Source organism: Microvirga sp. GN3, from assembly GCF_055792825.1.
This window is the reverse complement of the sequence record NZ_JBVVAK010000019.1, coordinates 24,314-39,650: the sequence shown is the minus strand read 5'-3', so window position 1 is coordinate 39,650 and position 15,337 is coordinate 24,314. Positions and strand designations below refer to the sequence as shown.

Genomic DNA, 15,337 nt, shown 5'->3' with positions numbered 1-15,337 from the left:
AAAGGTTCGGGCAGGGCGCGCGCGGCCCAAAAGGGCCTGTCCGTCGCTGCGATCCTGGGCTTCTCGACTGCCCTGGTTACCTTGATCCTCGATCAGGTCACGAAGATCTACACCCTGTTCGTCTTCGACCTGCCGGTGAAGGAGCCTGTGGAGTTCGCCCCGTTCGTCAATCTGATCGTGGTCTGGAACCGGGGCATTTCGTACGGCCTGTTCCAGCAGAATTCGGAGATCGGCCGCTGGGGGCTGATCATTATCTCGATCCTGGCCGCCATCGGCCTGTCCGTCTGGATCCGTCGCACCACGGCCAAGCTTCTCGCCGTCTCCCTCGGCCTCATCGTGGGCGGGGCAATCGGCAATGTTATCGACCGGCTGGCCTATGGGGCCGTGTTCGATTTCATTCAGATCCACTTCGGGTCGTGGTCCTGGTACGTCTTCAACGTGGCGGACGCAGCCATCGTTGCGGGGGTGGTCGGTTTGCTTTATGACTCCTTCGTCCTTGAAGGGCGGCGGGCAAAATAACGATATTTTATGGCGCCTGCTGCCATATGTTCGCCAGAATGAGCGATCAGGCCTTCCGGCCACAACGAGAAACAATGGTGGGTTGCCATGAAGGGATTGCAGATCATAGCCCGTGCGGGGGCCCTGGCGCTTCTGATCGCCGCCACTGGAGCTTCGGCCCAAGAAGGTGAGGCCGTGAAGAGCATCCTCGGCGCCATCGGCATCATTCCCAAGGAAAAGGCGCCCATCACCTACAACGAGCGCGCTCCGCTCGTGCTTCCGCCCAAGATGGATCTGCCGGCTCCAGCTCCGGGTGGCGGCGCCGAGGCGCGCAACGGCAACTGGCCCAAGGATCCGGACGTGGCCGCCCGCCGCAAGGATGCAGCTGAGGCTCGCACGCCCTATACCAGCTCCGAGTATTACAAGAACACGGAAGGCAAGCGCCTCTCCATCGAGGAGATGCGTGCCGGACGTAATCCCAACGCTTCAACCGGTCCGAACTACCCCGTCGGCCGGCAGGCCGATATCAGCCGCATGACGCCTGACGAACTGCGCGCCTTTGCCAAGGACGACAAGCCGGAACTGCAGGGTAACGGCATCGATCGCCGTTATCTCAGCGATCCTCCGGGCGATCTGCTCAAGGCCCAGGGTGGCGGCAAGCTCAAGGCCTCGGCCGATCCGATCCCGCAAGGCGATCCCGACAGCCCATCGGCCTATCTCCGCCAGCAGCAGAGCAGGCAGTAAGCTTTGTCTCTCCATTCTTTCTTCAGGCGAACGGGTTCCCCCGCTTCGCCTGAAAACGTTATGGGGGTATCGAAATGCCAAGCCTGTTTCCATCTACTTCGCAAGGGAACGCCGCACAGAAAAGATCCGCGGCCTCGCTTGCATAGCCTCCTAATTTGACTATCCCGTAGGAAACATCCTGCGAAACGATTTGATGTCGGCAAGGTTGAAACATCATGGACACCGCCTCAAAGCCTCTTCTTCGTGCCGATGCCGCCTCCTTCGGGCGGACGGAAGGCAGTGGTCCGAACCTGTCTTCGTTCACGCTCGATAACGGCCTCGATGTCGTCGTTATTCCGGATCGCCGCGTTCCCGTTGTCACGCATATGATCTGGTATCGCAACGGGTCGGCGGATGATCCGCTCGGGCAGTCAGGCATCGCGCATTTCCTCGAGCATCTGATGTTCAAGGGCACGGAGAAGCATCCGGCGGGCGAATTCTCAAAGGTCGTCTCCGGGCTCGGCGGCCAGGAGAATGCCTTCACCTCCTTCGACTACACGGCCTATTTCCAGCGTGTCGCCCGCGAACACCTCAAGACCATGATGGAGTTCGAGGCGGATCGCATGACGAACCTCCTCCTGGAAGAATCCGTCATCGGCCCAGAGCGCGACGTGGTGCTGGAAGAGCGTCGCATGCGCGTCGAAACCGATCCGTCGGCACAGCTCTCGGAAGCGATGGCGGCCTCGCTTTTCGTGCATCACCCTTACGGCATTCCGATCATCGGCTGGATGCACGAGATCGAGACACTTAATCGCGACAACGCACTCGACTACTATCGTCGCTTCTATACGCCCGAGAACGGTATCCTGGTTGTCGCCGGCGATGTCGGCGAGGATGAGGTACGCCGTCTCGCCGATGCCACCTATGGCCGCATCGCGCCGCAGGGCAAGCGTCCGCTGCGAGTACGTCCGCGCGAGCCCGAGCCTGTCGCGGCACGCCACATCACCGTGGCCGATCCGAAGGTCGAGCAGCCGACCATGCAGCGGCTCTATCTCGTGCCGTCCTGCCGCACGGCCTCGCAGCGCGACTGCTATTCGCTCGAGCTTCTCGCCGAAGTGATCGGCGGCGGTCCGACTTCCTACCTCTATCGCAAGCTCGTGATGGAGCGCGGCATCGCCGTGAATGCGGGCGCCTGGTATATGTCCTCCGCCATGGAGGACACCCGCTTCTGCGTCTATGCGGTGCCGGCCGAGGGCGTTTCGCTGCAGGCGCTCGAAGAGGCCGTCGATCAGGTGCTCAAGACGATTCCCGCCGAGGCGCTGGACGCGGATTCCATCGAGCGCGCCAAGACGCGCCTCGTCGCCGAGACGATCTATTCCACCGACAGCCAGTCCTCGCTCGCCCGCATCTACGGCTCGGCGCTCGCCATCGGCGAGACCATCGAGGAGGTCGGTCGCTGGCCGGTCGAGATCGAGGCCGTCATGAAGGACGATCTCGCCTCTGCCGCCGAGCGCTATCTCATCCCCCGCCGTTCCGTGACGGGCTATCTGCAGAAATCCGCTTCTTAAGCGCCTGCATAAGAACCGAGGTAACAATGACAGCTTCTGTCGAAACCATGTCCTCGTCTCCGACCACGGTGAAGGCGCTAACCTCAGCCAGTGGCGTCGAGGCCTGGCATGTCGAATCCGATGTGGTGCCGCTGATCGCCGTCTCCTTCATTTTCGAAGGCGGTTCGGCCCACGATCCGGTGCATAAGCCTGGCGTGGCGCAGATGCTGGCACGCCTGCTCGACGAAGGTGCGGGCGGGTACGATTCCGATGCGTTCCAGGAGCGTCTGGCGGCGCGCGCCATCGAGCTCTCCTTCAATGCGGGCAACGATGCCCTCGGCGGTTCGCTCAAGACGCTGGTCAAGCATGCGGACGAAGCCTTCGAGCTCTTGCGCCTCGCACTGGCCGAGCCGCGTTTCGATCAGGATTCCATCGAGCGCGTGCGCGCCCAGACCATCGCGGGCCTGAAGTACCAGCAGAACGATCCCGGCGTGATGGCGACGCGCCGCTTCTTCGAGGAAGGCTTTGCCGGCCACCCCTATGGCCGCCCGACCTCCGGTACCCCTGAGAGCGTCGCGGCGATCACGCGGGACGATCTCGTCGCCATGCATAAAGCGATCATTTCTCGCGGCCGCGTGAAGATCGCCGTCGTCGGCGCGATCAGCAGCGACAATCTTTCAGCTCTGCTCGACAAGGTGTTCGGCTCTCTGCCGGAAGCCAAGCCGCTCAGCATCATCGAGCCCGCGACGCTGCAAAAGCTTGGTTCACGCATCGTGGTCGATCTCGATGTGCCGCAATCCGTGATCCGCTTCGGCATGAACGGCATCGCGTGGCGCGATCCGGGCTTCATTCCGGCTTACGTGCTCAATCACATCCTCGGCGGAGGCGCCTTCACTTCGCGCCTGTTCCAGGAAGTGCGCGAGAAGCGCGGCCTTGCCTACAGCGTCGGCACTTCGCTGGTAAGCTATCGCTCGGCGAGCATGACCTGGGGCTACACCGCTACCAAGAACGAGCGTGTGGTCGAGGCCCTCGATGTCATCGCCGACGAGATGGCGAAGCTGACGAGCGAAGGCCCATCCGACGACGAGTTGCAGAAGGCGAAGGACTACCTCATCGGCTCTTATGCGCTCGGCTTTGATACCTCGACCAAGATCGCCCACACGTTGGCGCAGATCGCCTTCGAGGGGCTGGGCATCGACTACATCGCCCGTCGCAATGCCTTGGTCTCTGCCGTGACGCAGGCTGACATCCGCAATGCCGCCGAGCGTATCTTCGGTGACGGCAAGATGCTGACCGTGATTGCGGGACGTCCGACGGGACTTTGATCCGGCTTTCACTCCGGATGGCCAACATATCCTGAGGGCAGAGATTCAGGTTCGAAGCCGCGACCCTAGCCGCGCGTCCCTCTCTGCCCTAATCTTCCGCTCCCACTTTGAACGAGTCGGAGTAAGCTTATGGCCCTGCAGCAATCGATCGATCTTGCCCTTGAAGCCAATATCGGGGGAGGCGGTCTGCCGCAGGCGGCGCTCGACGAGGCGCTGAAGTCTGTCGGCGATGCCATGAAGCGCTTGGCTGAGGACGATGCCTCGGGCCGGCTCCCGCTGCTTCACATGCCTCGCACCACCGACGACCTTGCGATCATCCACAAGGCGGCGGCCTTTCTGCGCGATGATGCGACGGATGTGGTTATTCTTGGCGTCGGTGGATCGAGCCTCGGCGGGCAGACTCTGGCGCAGCTGAAGGATTATGCGGTGCCGGGCACTGGTCGTTTCACCGAGAGCCCGCGCATCCACTTCCTCGACAATCTCGACCCGATCACCTTCGACCGCGTCCTGCACAAGCTGCCGCTCTCCTCGACCAAGTTCGTGGCAATCTCGAAATCCGGCGGCACGGGCGAGACCCTGATGCAGACCATTGCCGTTCTCACAGCCCTGGAGAAGGCGGGCTTGCGCTCCCATCCCAACGATCTGTTCCTCGGTCTGTCCGAGCCGCGCAAGGACGGCAGCAAGAATGCCCTGCGCGATCTCCTGGAGCCCGAAGGCGTGCGCTTCCTGGAGCATCACACCGGCATCGGCGGGCGCTATTCGGTGCTGACCAATGTGGGTCTTTTGCCGGCCGCCGTGCTCGGTCTCGACATCGAGGCCATCCGGCAAGGTGCGGCGGACGCCTACGAGCCCTTCCGCAAGGGCGCTGCAGCCAAGGACGCACCGGCCGCCCTGGGTGCTGCGCTCAACGTCGCGGCGGCAAAGGCCGGCAAGGGCATCGCAGTCGCCATGGCCTATGCGGATCGGTTGGAGCGCTTCACCCGCTGGTGGGTGCAGCTCTGGGCCGAGAGCGTGGGCAAGGACGGTAAGGGCACGCAGCCCGTCGCCGCCATCGGCCCCGTAGACCAGCACAGCCAGCAGCAGCTTTATCTCGCGGGCCCCAACGACAAGCTCTTCACCGTGCTGACCACCGGCGTTGCCGGAAAGGGCCCTGTCATGAATGAGGCGCTGGCCAAGCGCGCCGGCCAGCCGGGCTTTGCGGGCAAGACCATCGGTGACCTCGTGGCCGCTCAGGGCCGGGCCATGGCTGATACCTTCGCCAAGAACAGCCGCCCGACCCGTCAGATCCATATCGAGACCCTGAACGAGCGGGCTCTGGGCGAGCTTCTCATGCATTTCATGCTGGAGACGATCCTGGCCGGCTACGCCACGGGCGTCGACCCGTTCGATCAGCCCGCCGTGGAAGAAGCCAAGATCCTGGCGAAGGAATATCTGGCGCAGGGGTGAAGTCTCTGGACGTCATCTCGGAAACCGCAAGACGATCCGGGATCGCGAAATCCGGTCCGTCACTGTCATCCCGGGGCCGCGCAGCGGAGCCCGGGATCCATAAACGCTGACGCTCCGGAGCAAGCGAAGGGGAGGCCGCTGCACCTTTCTCCCACCGTCGTGGTTATGGATTCCCGCCTGCGCGGGGATGATGGTGTCGAGGTTCCAGTGCTTTATTCTGCCGACGATCCCGGATCGCCCGAGGCGTCCGGGACGGCATCCCAACTGAGCAGGGGAATAACGTCGCGCGTTCTGGTTTCCGCCGCCTTCAGCCCCTATCTTCTTCTCTCCGAATCTGAAGGTCCGACACCCTCATGCATGTTCGCCGCCTCGATCCTATCCTCGTCGACCGCATCGCTGCGGGCGAGGTCGTCGAGCGCCCGGCGGCGGCGGTGAAGGAACTGGTCGAGAATGCTGTCGATGCGGGTGCCTCCTCCATCGAGATCGCGGTCGAGGCCGGTGGGCGGCGCCTGATCCGCATCGTCGATGACGGAAGGGGCATGACGCCGGAGGATCTGGAACTGGCGGTCGAGCGCCACGCCACCTCGAAGCTTCCCGACGGCGACCTGTTCTCGATCAACACGCTGGGTTTCCGTGGCGAAGCGCTGCCGTCCATCGGCGCGGTCGCGCGCCTGTCCATCGTCACCCGCACGGCAGAGGCCGAGACCGGCTCGTCCATCGTCGTCGAAGCCGGCGTGAAAGGTCCCGTGCGTCCGGCGCCTGCGCCGAAGGGCACCCGCGTCGAGGTAACGGATCTCTTTGCCGCCACACCCGCGCGTCTGAAATTTTTGAAGAGCGACCGCTCGGAAGCACAGGCCGTGACCGAGATCGTCAAGCGGCTGGCCATTGCACATCCGACCATTCGTTTCACTTTGTCGGGAGAGCACATCACCGCCTTCACCTATCCGCCGGAGGAGCCTGGAGAGCATGGCTTCCTGCGCCGTCTCTCGCGGGTGCTGGGGGCGGAATTCCATGAGAACGCCATGTCCATCGGCGTCGAGCGCGAGGGCGTGCGGCTGACCGGCTTTGCCAGCCTGCCGACCTATCATCGCGGCACCGGAACTGCGATCCACTTCGTCGTCAACGGACGGCCCGTGCGCGACAAGCTGCTGCTCGGCGCCGTGCGCGGCGCCTATGCCGATGTGATGGCGTCCGACCGGCATCCGGTGCTTGCCATCATGATCGATCTCGATCCGCGCAGCGTCGACGTGAATGTGCATCCGGCGAAGACCGAAGTGCGCTTCCGTGATCCCGCTTTCGTGCGCGGATTCGTGGTGGGAGCGCTGAAGGAGGCGATCACCCGCTATGCCTTCCGCGCCTCGTCGACCGGCGGTACGCGCACGCTGGAAAGCCTGCGTCCGCAAGGAGCGTTGCTGTCGCGCCCGGCCTATCCGCACCGCACGCATGCGATCCGCCCGACCAGCGCCTTCGCCAATTGGCAGGCACCGCTCGATGCGCCGGAGCGATCCTATGCGCCGGCATCCGGTCTCGCCGAGCGACAGGCGCATCTTCCCGATCTCGCGGCGCCCTCCGCCGACAGCCGCGCGACGCTGCACGAGATCGAACCGGAAACGGAAGAGGCGCCTCTCGGTGCCGCCCGCGCGCAGCTGCATGGCACCTATATCGTCGCACAGACGCAGGACGGCATCGTTATCGTCGATCAGCATGCGGCCCATGAGCGGCTCGTCTATGAGCGCCTGAAGCGCGAGCGGGCATCATCCGGCATTGCGCGGCAATTGCTGCTGATCCCCGAGGTGGTCGATCTCGATCCCGTCGATGCGGATCGCGTGCTGGCGGAAGCTTCTTCGCTGGAAAGCCTTGGCCTCGTGGTTGAGCCTTTCGGCCATGGCGCATTGCTTGTGCGCGAGGTGCCGTCCGCGCTTGCAGGCGGGCGCATCAAGGCGCTGGTGCAGGATGTGGCCGATGCCCTGGCCGAATGGGGGCAGGGGGCGTCAAATCCGCTGGAAGAGCGGCTCGATGCCGTGCTCTCGCGCATGTCCTGCCACGGCTCCATCCGCGCCGGACGGCGCATGCGGCCCGAAGAGATGAACGCTCTGTTGCGCGAGATGGAAGCGACACCGCTTTCCGGCCAGTGCAATCATGGTCGGCCCACTTATGTCGAGCTCAAGCTGACGGATATCGAGCGCCTGTTCGGGCGGCGGTGAAAGGCGAACTGGATCCATGCTCATGCGGATCTCTGGTTCCGTACGATGCTCTAGCAAACTAGACCCAGGTCGATGTCACCAACAGAAGGCGTCTTCATCCATATCGCAGGCAGTGCACTTCTTCTCCGCGATATCGTAGTAGGCCAGTGGGTCTTTCAGCTGCTGTTGGCACCTTCGGTCATATGTATCGGAATAGGTGCAGACAAAGGGAAGATTGTCGCTGGGTTTGAAGCCGCTGGGCCTTAGCTTCCCACCAACCCGCGTGCAATCGGATTGCTTCCTGATCGCCTTCTCGGCTCCGGATGACGCGGTTACGGGGGCAAGCTGCAAGACTCCAAGGGCGGCGAAGAGAAGCAAAATCTTTCGAAGATAAGACATTTTATTTTCCCCCTTGGCCTTAAGCAAAAAGCAATCATGGTAATGTAATTTCGTCAACTACCTTTGCTTTTCAGGTCCATTGGGCCGCCACTGCGTGAGGTCGCAGCGCGTCGTTCGGAACAGGAAGAACGGGTCCACTTCTCAGTACGGTGCGCTAATTGACTTTCACTGGGCGTTGCTCCCGGGCCGTGCTGTCTGTCTTCCTCTCGGGGCCTGTGCCGATGCGCTTCGGCTATTGCAGACAGCGGGACCGGAACTCAGACCAACCCCTGAAAGCAGGAGAATGGCGATGAAGATCTCGACGATGGTTGGTATATCTCTCCTCGGCGCCGCGCTGGCGGTTGGCGGCGCAGCAGCCCAAGGCAAGAAGTGGGAAACCGTCAAGATTGCCACGGAAGGTGCGTATGAGCCGTGGAACTTCACGGGTGCGGGCGGCAAGCTCGAGGGCTTCGAAATCGACCTCGCCAACGATCTGTGCAAGCGCATGAACGTCACCTGCGAGATCGTGGCTCAGGACTGGGATGGCATCATCCCGGCGCTCACTGCCAAGAAATATGATGCCATCATGGCCGGCATGAGCATCACCGACGAGCGCAAGAAGACCATCGACTTCGCCGGTCCTTACGCCGCCGGTCCCAACGGCTTCCTCGTTCCCAAGGATTCGCCCCTCGCCAAGATGCCGGGCACGGGCCAGGCCTTCAATCTGTCGACCCAGCAGGCCGCAGCCGAGAAGGCCATCGCCGACCTGAAGCCACTCCTGAAGGGCAAGACCATCGGCGTGCAGACCTCGACGATCCATTCGAACTTCGCCGACAAGTACCTCAAGGACGTCGCCGAAATCCGCGAGTACAAGACGACGGAGCAGCATGATCTCGATCTCGCCGCCGGACGCATCGATGCAGTTCTGGCGGATGCGACGGCGTTGAGCGGAACCCTGCGCAAGCCCGAGTTCAAGGACTTCGTGCTTGTCGGTCCTTCGATTACCGGCGGCCTGCTCGGCCCCGGCGTCGGTACCGGTCTTCGCAAGGAAGACACCGACCTGAAGGCCATGTTCAACGACGCGATTGCGGCTGCCATCGCGGATGGGACCGTCAAGAAGCTGTCCGAGAAGTGGTTCAAGATCGACATCACGCCGGTCACTTGAACGGCATCGCAAGCAACTGATCGTCAGCGGACGGTCAGTTGTTGCCGTGAAGCGCCGACTCGATACGAGAGCGCAGCAAACTCACCCGCCGGGACGATGCGAACGGCGATCGATCAGACGGTGGTGCGATAGAGCTTGAGGTTCTTGCGCGCCGGAGTTGCCGCAAGATGGGCCGGCATGGCGGCCTGGGCGAGGCAATCCTCGAACTGCAGTAATTCGGGCACAGGCATGGCCGGGGTCGAGTCTGTCTCCTCGGCGCTGAACGCCACGCCTGCGAAGTCGCCATGGCGCCAGCATACCCGTGCGCGGCGAACCTGCAGGTCGTGGGCTGCAATATACAGCTCGAAGCTTTCCGGCAGGTCCATGTGCCGCTTGACCGCGATCTTGGCCCCGCCGGTTGAGATATCCTTTACCGTGCAAGAGATCATCGCCTCCGGACCCAGCATGATCTGTGCCGGGTGATGCGTGGGAAAACGCCTGGCTTGCCGACGATTGTCGCTGGTGGTGACGGAAACCATGGAGATGACCTTGGGTCAGATAGCACTCAAGCTTGGCATTAACCACTTGTTAACCGACTTCTCAAGTCCCTCCGAAGGAGTATTCGCCTAAAAGCTAAGGCTTTTCCCGTGATTTACCGGGAAGGGCCCTTCCGCTCCGCCGAGGCTGCCCAGATGTTCAGGTTGCCTTCGCCGGCGAAGTGGTCGATCTCGGCAAGTTCCTCGGCCGTGAAAGACAGGTTCTTGAGCGCGCCGACGCAGTCGACGACCTGCTCCGGGCGGCTCGCGCCGATGAGCGCCGAGGTAACGCGTCCGCCGCGCAGAACCCATGCCAAGGCCATCTGGGCCAGGGTCTGGCCGCGCCGCTCTGCGAGGCCGTTGAGGCTGCGGATGCGGGTGATATTCTCCTCGCTGAGGAAGCTCGTGCGCAGGGACTTGCCCTGGGCCGCGCGGCTCTCGCCGGGAATGCCGTCGAGATACTTCGTCGTCAGCATGCCCTGCGCCAAGGGTGAGAACACGATGGAGCCGAGGCCCAGATCCTCAAGGGCATCGAGCAGCCCGTCCTCCTCGACCCAGCGATTGAGCATGGAATAGCTCGGCTGGTGGATGATGCAGGGCGTCTTCAGTTCGCGCAGGATGGCCAGCGCCTCGCGGGTTCGCTGGCTGTTATAGGAGGAGAGGCCGACATAGAGCGCCTTGCCCTGCCGCACGGCGGAGTCCAGCGCCGTCATGGTCTCTTCCAGCGGCGTGTTCGGATCGAAGCGGTGGGAATAGAAGATGTCGACATAATCGAGCCCCATCCGCTTGAGGCTCTGGTCGAGGCTGGAGAGGAGATATTTGCGGCTGCCCCATTCGCCATATGGGCCCGGCCACATGCGGTAGCCGGCCTTGGTGGAGATCACCAGCTCGTCGCGCAGGCCGTGGAAATCGTTACGCAGGATCTCGCCGAATAATGTTTCCGCCGAGCCGGGAGGTGGGCCGTAATTGTTGGCGAGATCGAAATGGGTGATGCCAAGATCGAAGGCGGTGCGGCAGATCTCCCGCGCGGTCGCCGCCGACTTGTCCTCGCCGAAATTGTGCCAGAGCCCGAGCGAGATCGCCGGCAGCAGCAATCCGCTGTGGCCGCATCGGTTGTAGATCATCTCGTCATAGCGGTTCTCAGCGGGCAGGTAGGCCATCTTTTCCTCCGGAGATTATTGTCGGCGCTGGATGCGCGGCCAAATCCAGTCCATCAAGCAAAGCGCGTAATGACGCTGATGCCAAGACCCTCGAACCGGTCCATGGCCATGAGAGCGACGGGCGCCTCGTCAAGGCTGATATGCTTACCGACGAGCCTTTGCGGCGCAAGCTTTCCGGTGCGGATCATCGCCATCATGTCCTGGTAGCGGAAGGCCTGCATGCCGTGGCTGCCGTAGATTTCCAGCTCATGCGCGATGATCTGTGCCATCGGCACTTGTGCGCGGGCATGCTCGCCCACCATCAGGCCGACCTGCACGTGACGCCCGCGGCGGCGCAAATTTGCGATGGAGTTGAAGCAGGTCGCAGGATGGCCGAGCGCATCGATGGAGACATGCGCGCCGCCCTGGGTGATCTCCTTCACCGCGCCGGCCACATCGGCAGCGTCGCGTGCATTGACCGTCGCCACGGCGCCCATCGCTTTCGCGAATGCGAGCTTCTCATCGGTGAGATCGATGGCGATCACATTCGCGCCCATGGCGCTTGCAATCATGATTGCTGACAATCCCACACCGCCGCATCCATGCACCGCCACCCATTCTCCGGGCTTCACGCGGCCTTGGTCGACGATGGCGCGGAACGAGGTGACAAAGCGGCAGCCGAGGCTCGCGGCGGTGGCGAAGTCGAGTTCGTCGGGAAGCGCAACGAGATTGGTGTCCGCGTAATCGACCGCCACATATTCCGCAAACGATCCCCAGGCTGTGAATCCAGGCTGGAACTGCTGCTCGCAGACCTGATGGTTGCCGGAATGGCATTCATGGCAATGCCCGCAGCCGCCGACGAACGGCACCGTGACGCGATCGCCCTTCTTCCAGCGCGTCACCTGTTTTCCGGTTGCGAGAACCGTGCCCGCGAGCTCATGCCCCGGTACATGCGGCAGGACCACATCGGGGTCATGTCCCATCCAGCCATGCCAATCGCTCCGGCACAGGCCCGTCGCCTCGACCTTGATCACCACGCCTTCCGAGGAAGGTGATGGGTCCGGCACGTTCTGCACGCGCGGCGGCTGACCGAACTGCTCGAAGAGAACCGCTTTCATGGGAGTCTACCTTCAGGACCGACAGGGAAGGGGCGGTATAGCGGGCGGGTGATGGGGGATCAATCGTAGGCGGCACCTGAGGATCGAAGAAGAATTAGGATCGATACCGCCCGAACACCACCTTCGTTTCCCCGTAATCCCGCCGCTCGATCTCCTCGAAGCGTTCCGGCAGCGTGACCTCGACGCCTTGCGCCTCTTCCACGATCACGAGGGCATCGGGCGTGAGCCAACCGCCTTCGGCGCAGGAGCGCAGGGCTTTGGGGGCGAGATCCTTGCCATAGGGAGGATCGCAGAACACGACGGAGAAGGGGGCGTTCGGTGCAGCCTCGCCCATGCGGGTGGCGTCGCGGCGGAAGAGGCGGGTGGCGCCGCCGGCGCCGAGGGCTTCCACGTTCTCGCGGATGATGCCGCGGGATTGCGCGCCGTCGTCGACGAAGAGCGCGAAGGCGGCGCCGCGCGAAAGAGCTTCCAATCCCAAGGCGCCGGTGCCGGCGAAGAGATCGAGCACGCGTGCGCCCTCGATGGGATCGTCATAGCCGTGCTGGAGGATGTTGAAGAGCGTCTCGCGCAGGCGATCCGAGGTCGGACGGATCGCGTCCGAGCTTGGCCCCTTGAGCGAGCGGCCGCGCCAGCGCCCGCCCACGATTCTCATGGATTAGCTCCTATCAACGGCGGCCGCGCGGGCCGCCCTTGGAACCGCCTTTGAAGCCGCCCTTCGAGGCTCCGCCCTTGGAGGCACCCCTGGGACCACCCTTGAAACCGCTGCCCTTCGGGCCACCGCGGGACGGACCATCGCCGCGTGGGGGGCCGCGACGGGGCCGATCATCGTCGCCACGGGCCCGGAAGGGGCGATCCCCTTGTGACTTGCGTGGGCGGTCGTCGCTTCCTTCGCGGGAGCGGAAAGGACGGTCTCCTTGGGGCCTGCGCGGGCGATCCTCGCCTTCTCCGCTACGAGCGCGGAACGGCCTATCACCGGTCGCGCGACGCGGGCGCTCGTCATCACGGCGCGGACGTTCTCCGCCCTCGCGGCCACGGCGGGCCGGAGCCGCATCGCGATCATCGCGACGGCGCGGACGATCCTCGCCACTAGCAGCGCCACGGCGCCCGCGTGGTGCAGGCGCTTCTTCTTCCTGGGGCTGGCGCACAAGGCGCTCCACCACGACCTTGCGACCCTCGCTCGACGAGATCGCGCCGACGCGCTCGCGCTGGCGTTCCCCGCTCGCCACACGCGCTTCCTTCGGATCGGTACCGCGGCGGGGAGACCTGCGGCGCGGCGCATCCTCATCGGTCTCTCCGGCGCGCCACACGCTTGTCTTCACATCGAGGCGCGAGGGGCGCTTCCTGGGTTCCTCCTCTTCGCGCTCGAAGCGCTCGGCGCCACGGCCGCGGAAGGGCTTATCGTCATCGCTACGGCGGTGGCGTGGGCGGTCCCCATCACGGTCGCGGCCGAAGCGCGAGGGGCGCTCTTCGCGCTCGTCGCGATCCTGCTTCTTCGACGAGCCGAAGGGCGCGATGGGCTCGCGCACGGGGCTTTCGAAATCGACGCCGGCTTCAAGCGCGAGCGCTTCGCCGAGCTGATCCTTCAGCACCTTGGTGCGCACTTCTTCCACGAGGCCGACTTCGAGGTCGCCGAGCTGGAACGGGCCGAAGGACATGCGGATCAGGCGGTTCACCTGCAGGCCCATGTGCTCGAGGATGCGCTTGATCTCGCGGTTCTTGCCTTCGCGCAGACCCATGGTGATCCAAGCATTATCGCCCTGCAGCCGGTCGAGGCGCGCCTCGATGGGACCATAATCGATTCCGTCGATGCTGATGCCGTCGCGGAGCTTGTCGAGATCGGCCTGGTTCACCTCGCCATGGGCGCGGACTTTATAGCGGCGCAGCCAGCCGGTATCCGGATGAGCGATGACGCGGGCAAGCCCGCCGTCGTTGGTGAGCAGCAGCAGACCTTCCGTATTAATGTCGAGCCGGCCCACGGCCACCACGCGCGGCAGGTCCTCGGGCAGGCTCTCGAACACGGTGGGGCGTCCCTCCGGGTCCTTGGCGGTGGTCACGAGACCGCGCGGCTTGTGGAAGAGCCACAGGCGCGTGCGTTCCTTGGCGGGCAGAGGCTCGCCGTCCACGGTGATCGTGTCGGCCGCCGTCACGTTGATGGCGGGGCTGTCCAGCACCTTGCCGTTGAGGGTCACGCGGCCTTCCGCGATCAGCACCTCCGCATCGCGGCGGGAGGCAACGCCCGCACGGGCGATCACCTTGGCGATCCGGTCCTCGGCGGGCTCCAGCGGCTCGGCCTGGACCTCAGGGCGCTCCTCGCGGGCGCGGCGCGGACGATCCTCGGCCGAGCGGTCGAAGCGGCGCGGGCGCTCGTCGCCCGAGCGGCCACGGAACGGCTTGTCGCCTGTGCTGCGGGCGCGGAATGGCTTATCGCCACCCTCGCCGCGGGGGCGGAAGGATTTCTTTTCACTACCCTCGAAGCGGCGAGGGCGCTCATCCTTGTCCCGGCTGCGGAAGGGGCGCTCGCCACCTTCTCCGCGCGGGCGGAACGGCTTATCACCATCGCGGCTACGGAAAGGCTGGTCGCCTGCCTCACGCGGCTTGCGCGGGCGGTCGTCGTCGCCTCGGGCGCGGAAGGGGCGCTCGCTGCCCTCGCGGGATTTGCGGAAGGGCCTGTCACCAGAGGTGCGGCCACGGTCGGAGCGTCCGGAGGAACGGCCCCTACGATTATCGTCGTTGCTGTCGGTCATGGGAGCCTGATAGCAGAGGAGTGTCAGAGAAGCGAGGATTAAGGAACGAACCGATTGACGGATAACGCCAATCAAGAGCCGCTTGATCCGGGCCGGCAGGATCCCATGAGCGTGGCCTTCGACGAGGCCCGCGCCGCCGCCGCGCGCGGGGAGGTGCCGGTCGGCGCCGCCATTGTCAAGGACGGGCAAGTCGTCGCCTCTGCGGGCAATTGCCCGCGCGAGCTGCGTGATCCCTCCGCCCATGCCGAGATGCTCGCCATCCGCCTTGCCTGCGAGGCTTTGGACGACGAACGTCTCTCCGGCTGCGATCTCTACGTGACGCTGGAGCCCTGCACCATGTGCGCGGCGGCGATTTCCTTCGCCCGTATCCGACGGGTCTATTACGCGGCCTACGATCCGAAAGGCGGCGCGGTCGACAATGGCGTGCGCTTCTTCGACCAGCCCACCTGCCACCACGCTCCCGAGGTTTATGGCGGCATTCGCGAGAGCGAGGCGGCAGCGCTGCTGAAGGAGTTTTTTGAGGAGAGGCGGTAAGGAATTCCGTCATCCCGGACGG

13 protein-coding genes are annotated in these 15,337 nt (G+C 64.1%); 8 read left to right on the top strand and 5 right to left on the bottom strand.

The window, feature by feature from the left end:
- The first annotated feature begins 51 nt into the window (after nucleotides 1-51).
- The 7 genes from lspA (at nucleotide 52) to ACS5Q1_RS11890 (ending at nucleotide 9,265) form a co-directional block, all read left to right on the top strand.
- Nucleotides 52-519, top strand: coding sequence for a signal peptidase II (gene lspA / locus ACS5Q1_RS11920; RefSeq protein WP_473098447.1), 468 nt, complete (start codon nucleotides 52-54; stop codon nucleotides 517-519).
- A gap of 87 nt (nucleotides 520-606) precedes the next feature.
- Nucleotides 607-1,242 carry a hypothetical protein gene (locus tag ACS5Q1_RS11915; protein ID WP_473098395.1) on the top strand — a complete coding sequence of 212 codons (636 nt, stop codon included), beginning with the start codon at nucleotides 607-609 and terminating at the stop codon, nucleotides 1,240-1,242.
- A gap of 215 nt (nucleotides 1,243-1,457) precedes the next feature.
- Nucleotides 1,458-2,789, top strand: a complete 1,332-nt coding sequence (locus ACS5Q1_RS11910; protein WP_473098393.1) for a M16 family metallopeptidase — start codon at nucleotides 1,458-1,460, stop codon at nucleotides 2,787-2,789.
- Nucleotides 2,790-2,815: 26 nt separating this feature from the next.
- Nucleotides 2,816-4,093 (top strand): M16 family metallopeptidase, encoded by a 1,278-nt coding sequence (locus tag ACS5Q1_RS11905; protein ID WP_473098389.1) that lies wholly within the window; start codon nucleotides 2,816-2,818, stop codon nucleotides 4,091-4,093.
- 129 nt (nucleotides 4,094-4,222) lie between these two features.
- A complete protein-coding gene (locus tag ACS5Q1_RS11900; protein ID WP_203440863.1) occupies nucleotides 4,223-5,539 on the top strand; it encodes a glucose-6-phosphate isomerase in 1,317 nt (438 codons plus the stop codon).
- Between the two features lie 353 nt (nucleotides 5,540-5,892).
- Entirely contained in the window at nucleotides 5,893-7,743 is a 1,851-nt protein-coding gene (gene mutL, locus ACS5Q1_RS11895; protein WP_473098385.1) for a DNA mismatch repair endonuclease MutL, read from the top strand.
- Nucleotides 7,744-8,410: 667 nt separating this feature from the next.
- Nucleotides 8,411-9,265: a transporter substrate-binding domain-containing protein gene (locus tag ACS5Q1_RS11890; protein ID WP_473098383.1), complete on the top strand. Its 855-nt coding sequence runs from the start codon at nucleotides 8,411-8,413 to the stop codon at nucleotides 9,263-9,265.
- Nucleotides 9,266-9,378: 113 nt separating this feature from the next.
- Here ACS5Q1_RS11890 and ACS5Q1_RS11885 read toward each other — a convergent pair whose 3' ends face one another.
- The 5 genes from ACS5Q1_RS11885 to ACS5Q1_RS11865 all read right to left on the bottom strand — a co-directional run bounded on the left by ACS5Q1_RS11885 (nucleotide 9,379) and on the right by ACS5Q1_RS11865 (nucleotide 14,781).
- Nucleotides 9,379-9,783, bottom strand: coding sequence for a PilZ domain-containing protein (locus tag ACS5Q1_RS11885; protein WP_473098380.1), 405 nt, complete (start codon nucleotides 9,781-9,783; stop codon nucleotides 9,379-9,381).
- Nucleotides 9,784-9,896: 113 nt separating this feature from the next.
- Entirely contained in the window at nucleotides 9,897-10,940 is a 1,044-nt protein-coding gene (gene mgrA / locus ACS5Q1_RS11880; RefSeq protein ID WP_473098378.1) for an L-glyceraldehyde 3-phosphate reductase, read from the bottom strand.
- A 53-nt stretch (nucleotides 10,941-10,993) separates the two neighbouring features.
- Complete coding sequence (locus tag ACS5Q1_RS11875; protein ID WP_473098377.1) at nucleotides 10,994-12,037, bottom strand: zinc-dependent alcohol dehydrogenase family protein; 1,044 nt, start codon at nucleotides 12,035-12,037, stop codon at nucleotides 10,994-10,996.
- A 94-nt stretch (nucleotides 12,038-12,131) separates the two neighbouring features.
- Nucleotides 12,132-12,689 carry a 16S rRNA (guanine(966)-N(2))-methyltransferase RsmD gene (gene rsmD, locus ACS5Q1_RS11870; RefSeq protein ID WP_473098374.1) on the bottom strand — a complete coding sequence of 186 codons (558 nt, stop codon included), beginning with the start codon at nucleotides 12,687-12,689 and terminating at the stop codon, nucleotides 12,132-12,134.
- Between the two features lie 13 nt (nucleotides 12,690-12,702).
- Nucleotides 12,703-14,781 carry a pseudouridine synthase gene (locus ACS5Q1_RS11865; protein ID WP_473098372.1) on the bottom strand — a complete coding sequence of 693 codons (2,079 nt, stop codon included), beginning with the start codon at nucleotides 14,779-14,781 and terminating at the stop codon, nucleotides 12,703-12,705.
- 105 nt (nucleotides 14,782-14,886) lie between these two features.
- On the opposite strand from ACS5Q1_RS11865, the gene ACS5Q1_RS11860 reads away from it, so the two are divergent.
- A complete protein-coding gene (locus ACS5Q1_RS11860) occupies nucleotides 14,887-15,315 on the top strand; it encodes a nucleoside deaminase (protein WP_473098446.1) in 429 nt (142 codons plus the stop codon).
- Nucleotides 15,316-15,337: the final 22 nt, after the last annotated feature.

Coding starts and splice junctions, on each gene's coding strand:
- ACS5Q1_RS11900 (WP_203440863.1), top strand. CDS start 4,223: ATGGCCCTGCAGCAATCGATCGATCTTGCCCTTGAAGCCAATATCGGG.
- ACS5Q1_RS11915 (WP_473098395.1), top strand. CDS start 607: ATGAAGGGATTGCAGATCATAGCCCGTGCGGGGGCCCTGGCGCTTCTG.
- ACS5Q1_RS11875 (WP_473098377.1), bottom strand. CDS start 12,037: ATGAAAGCGGTTCTCTTCGAGCAGTTCGGTCAGCCGCCGCGCGTGCAG.
- mutL (WP_473098385.1), top strand. CDS start 5,893: ATGCATGTTCGCCGCCTCGATCCTATCCTCGTCGACCGCATCGCTGCG.
- ACS5Q1_RS11865 (WP_473098372.1), bottom strand. CDS start 14,781: ATGACCGACAGCAACGACGATAATCGTAGGGGCCGTTCCTCCGGACGC.
- ACS5Q1_RS11890 (WP_473098383.1), top strand. CDS start 8,411: ATGAAGATCTCGACGATGGTTGGTATATCTCTCCTCGGCGCCGCGCTG.
- ACS5Q1_RS11905 (WP_473098389.1), top strand. CDS start 2,816: ATGACAGCTTCTGTCGAAACCATGTCCTCGTCTCCGACCACGGTGAAG.
- ACS5Q1_RS11860 (WP_473098446.1), top strand. CDS start 14,887: ATGAGCGTGGCCTTCGACGAGGCCCGCGCCGCCGCCGCGCGCGGGGAG.
- mgrA (WP_473098378.1), bottom strand. CDS start 10,940: ATGGCCTACCTGCCCGCTGAGAACCGCTATGACGAGATGATCTACAAC.
- ACS5Q1_RS11910 (WP_473098393.1), top strand. CDS start 1,458: ATGGACACCGCCTCAAAGCCTCTTCTTCGTGCCGATGCCGCCTCCTTC.
- rsmD (WP_473098374.1), bottom strand. CDS start 12,689: ATGAGAATCGTGGGCGGGCGCTGGCGCGGCCGCTCGCTCAAGGGGCCA.
- ACS5Q1_RS11885 (WP_473098380.1), bottom strand. CDS start 9,783: ATGGTTTCCGTCACCACCAGCGACAATCGTCGGCAAGCCAGGCGTTTT.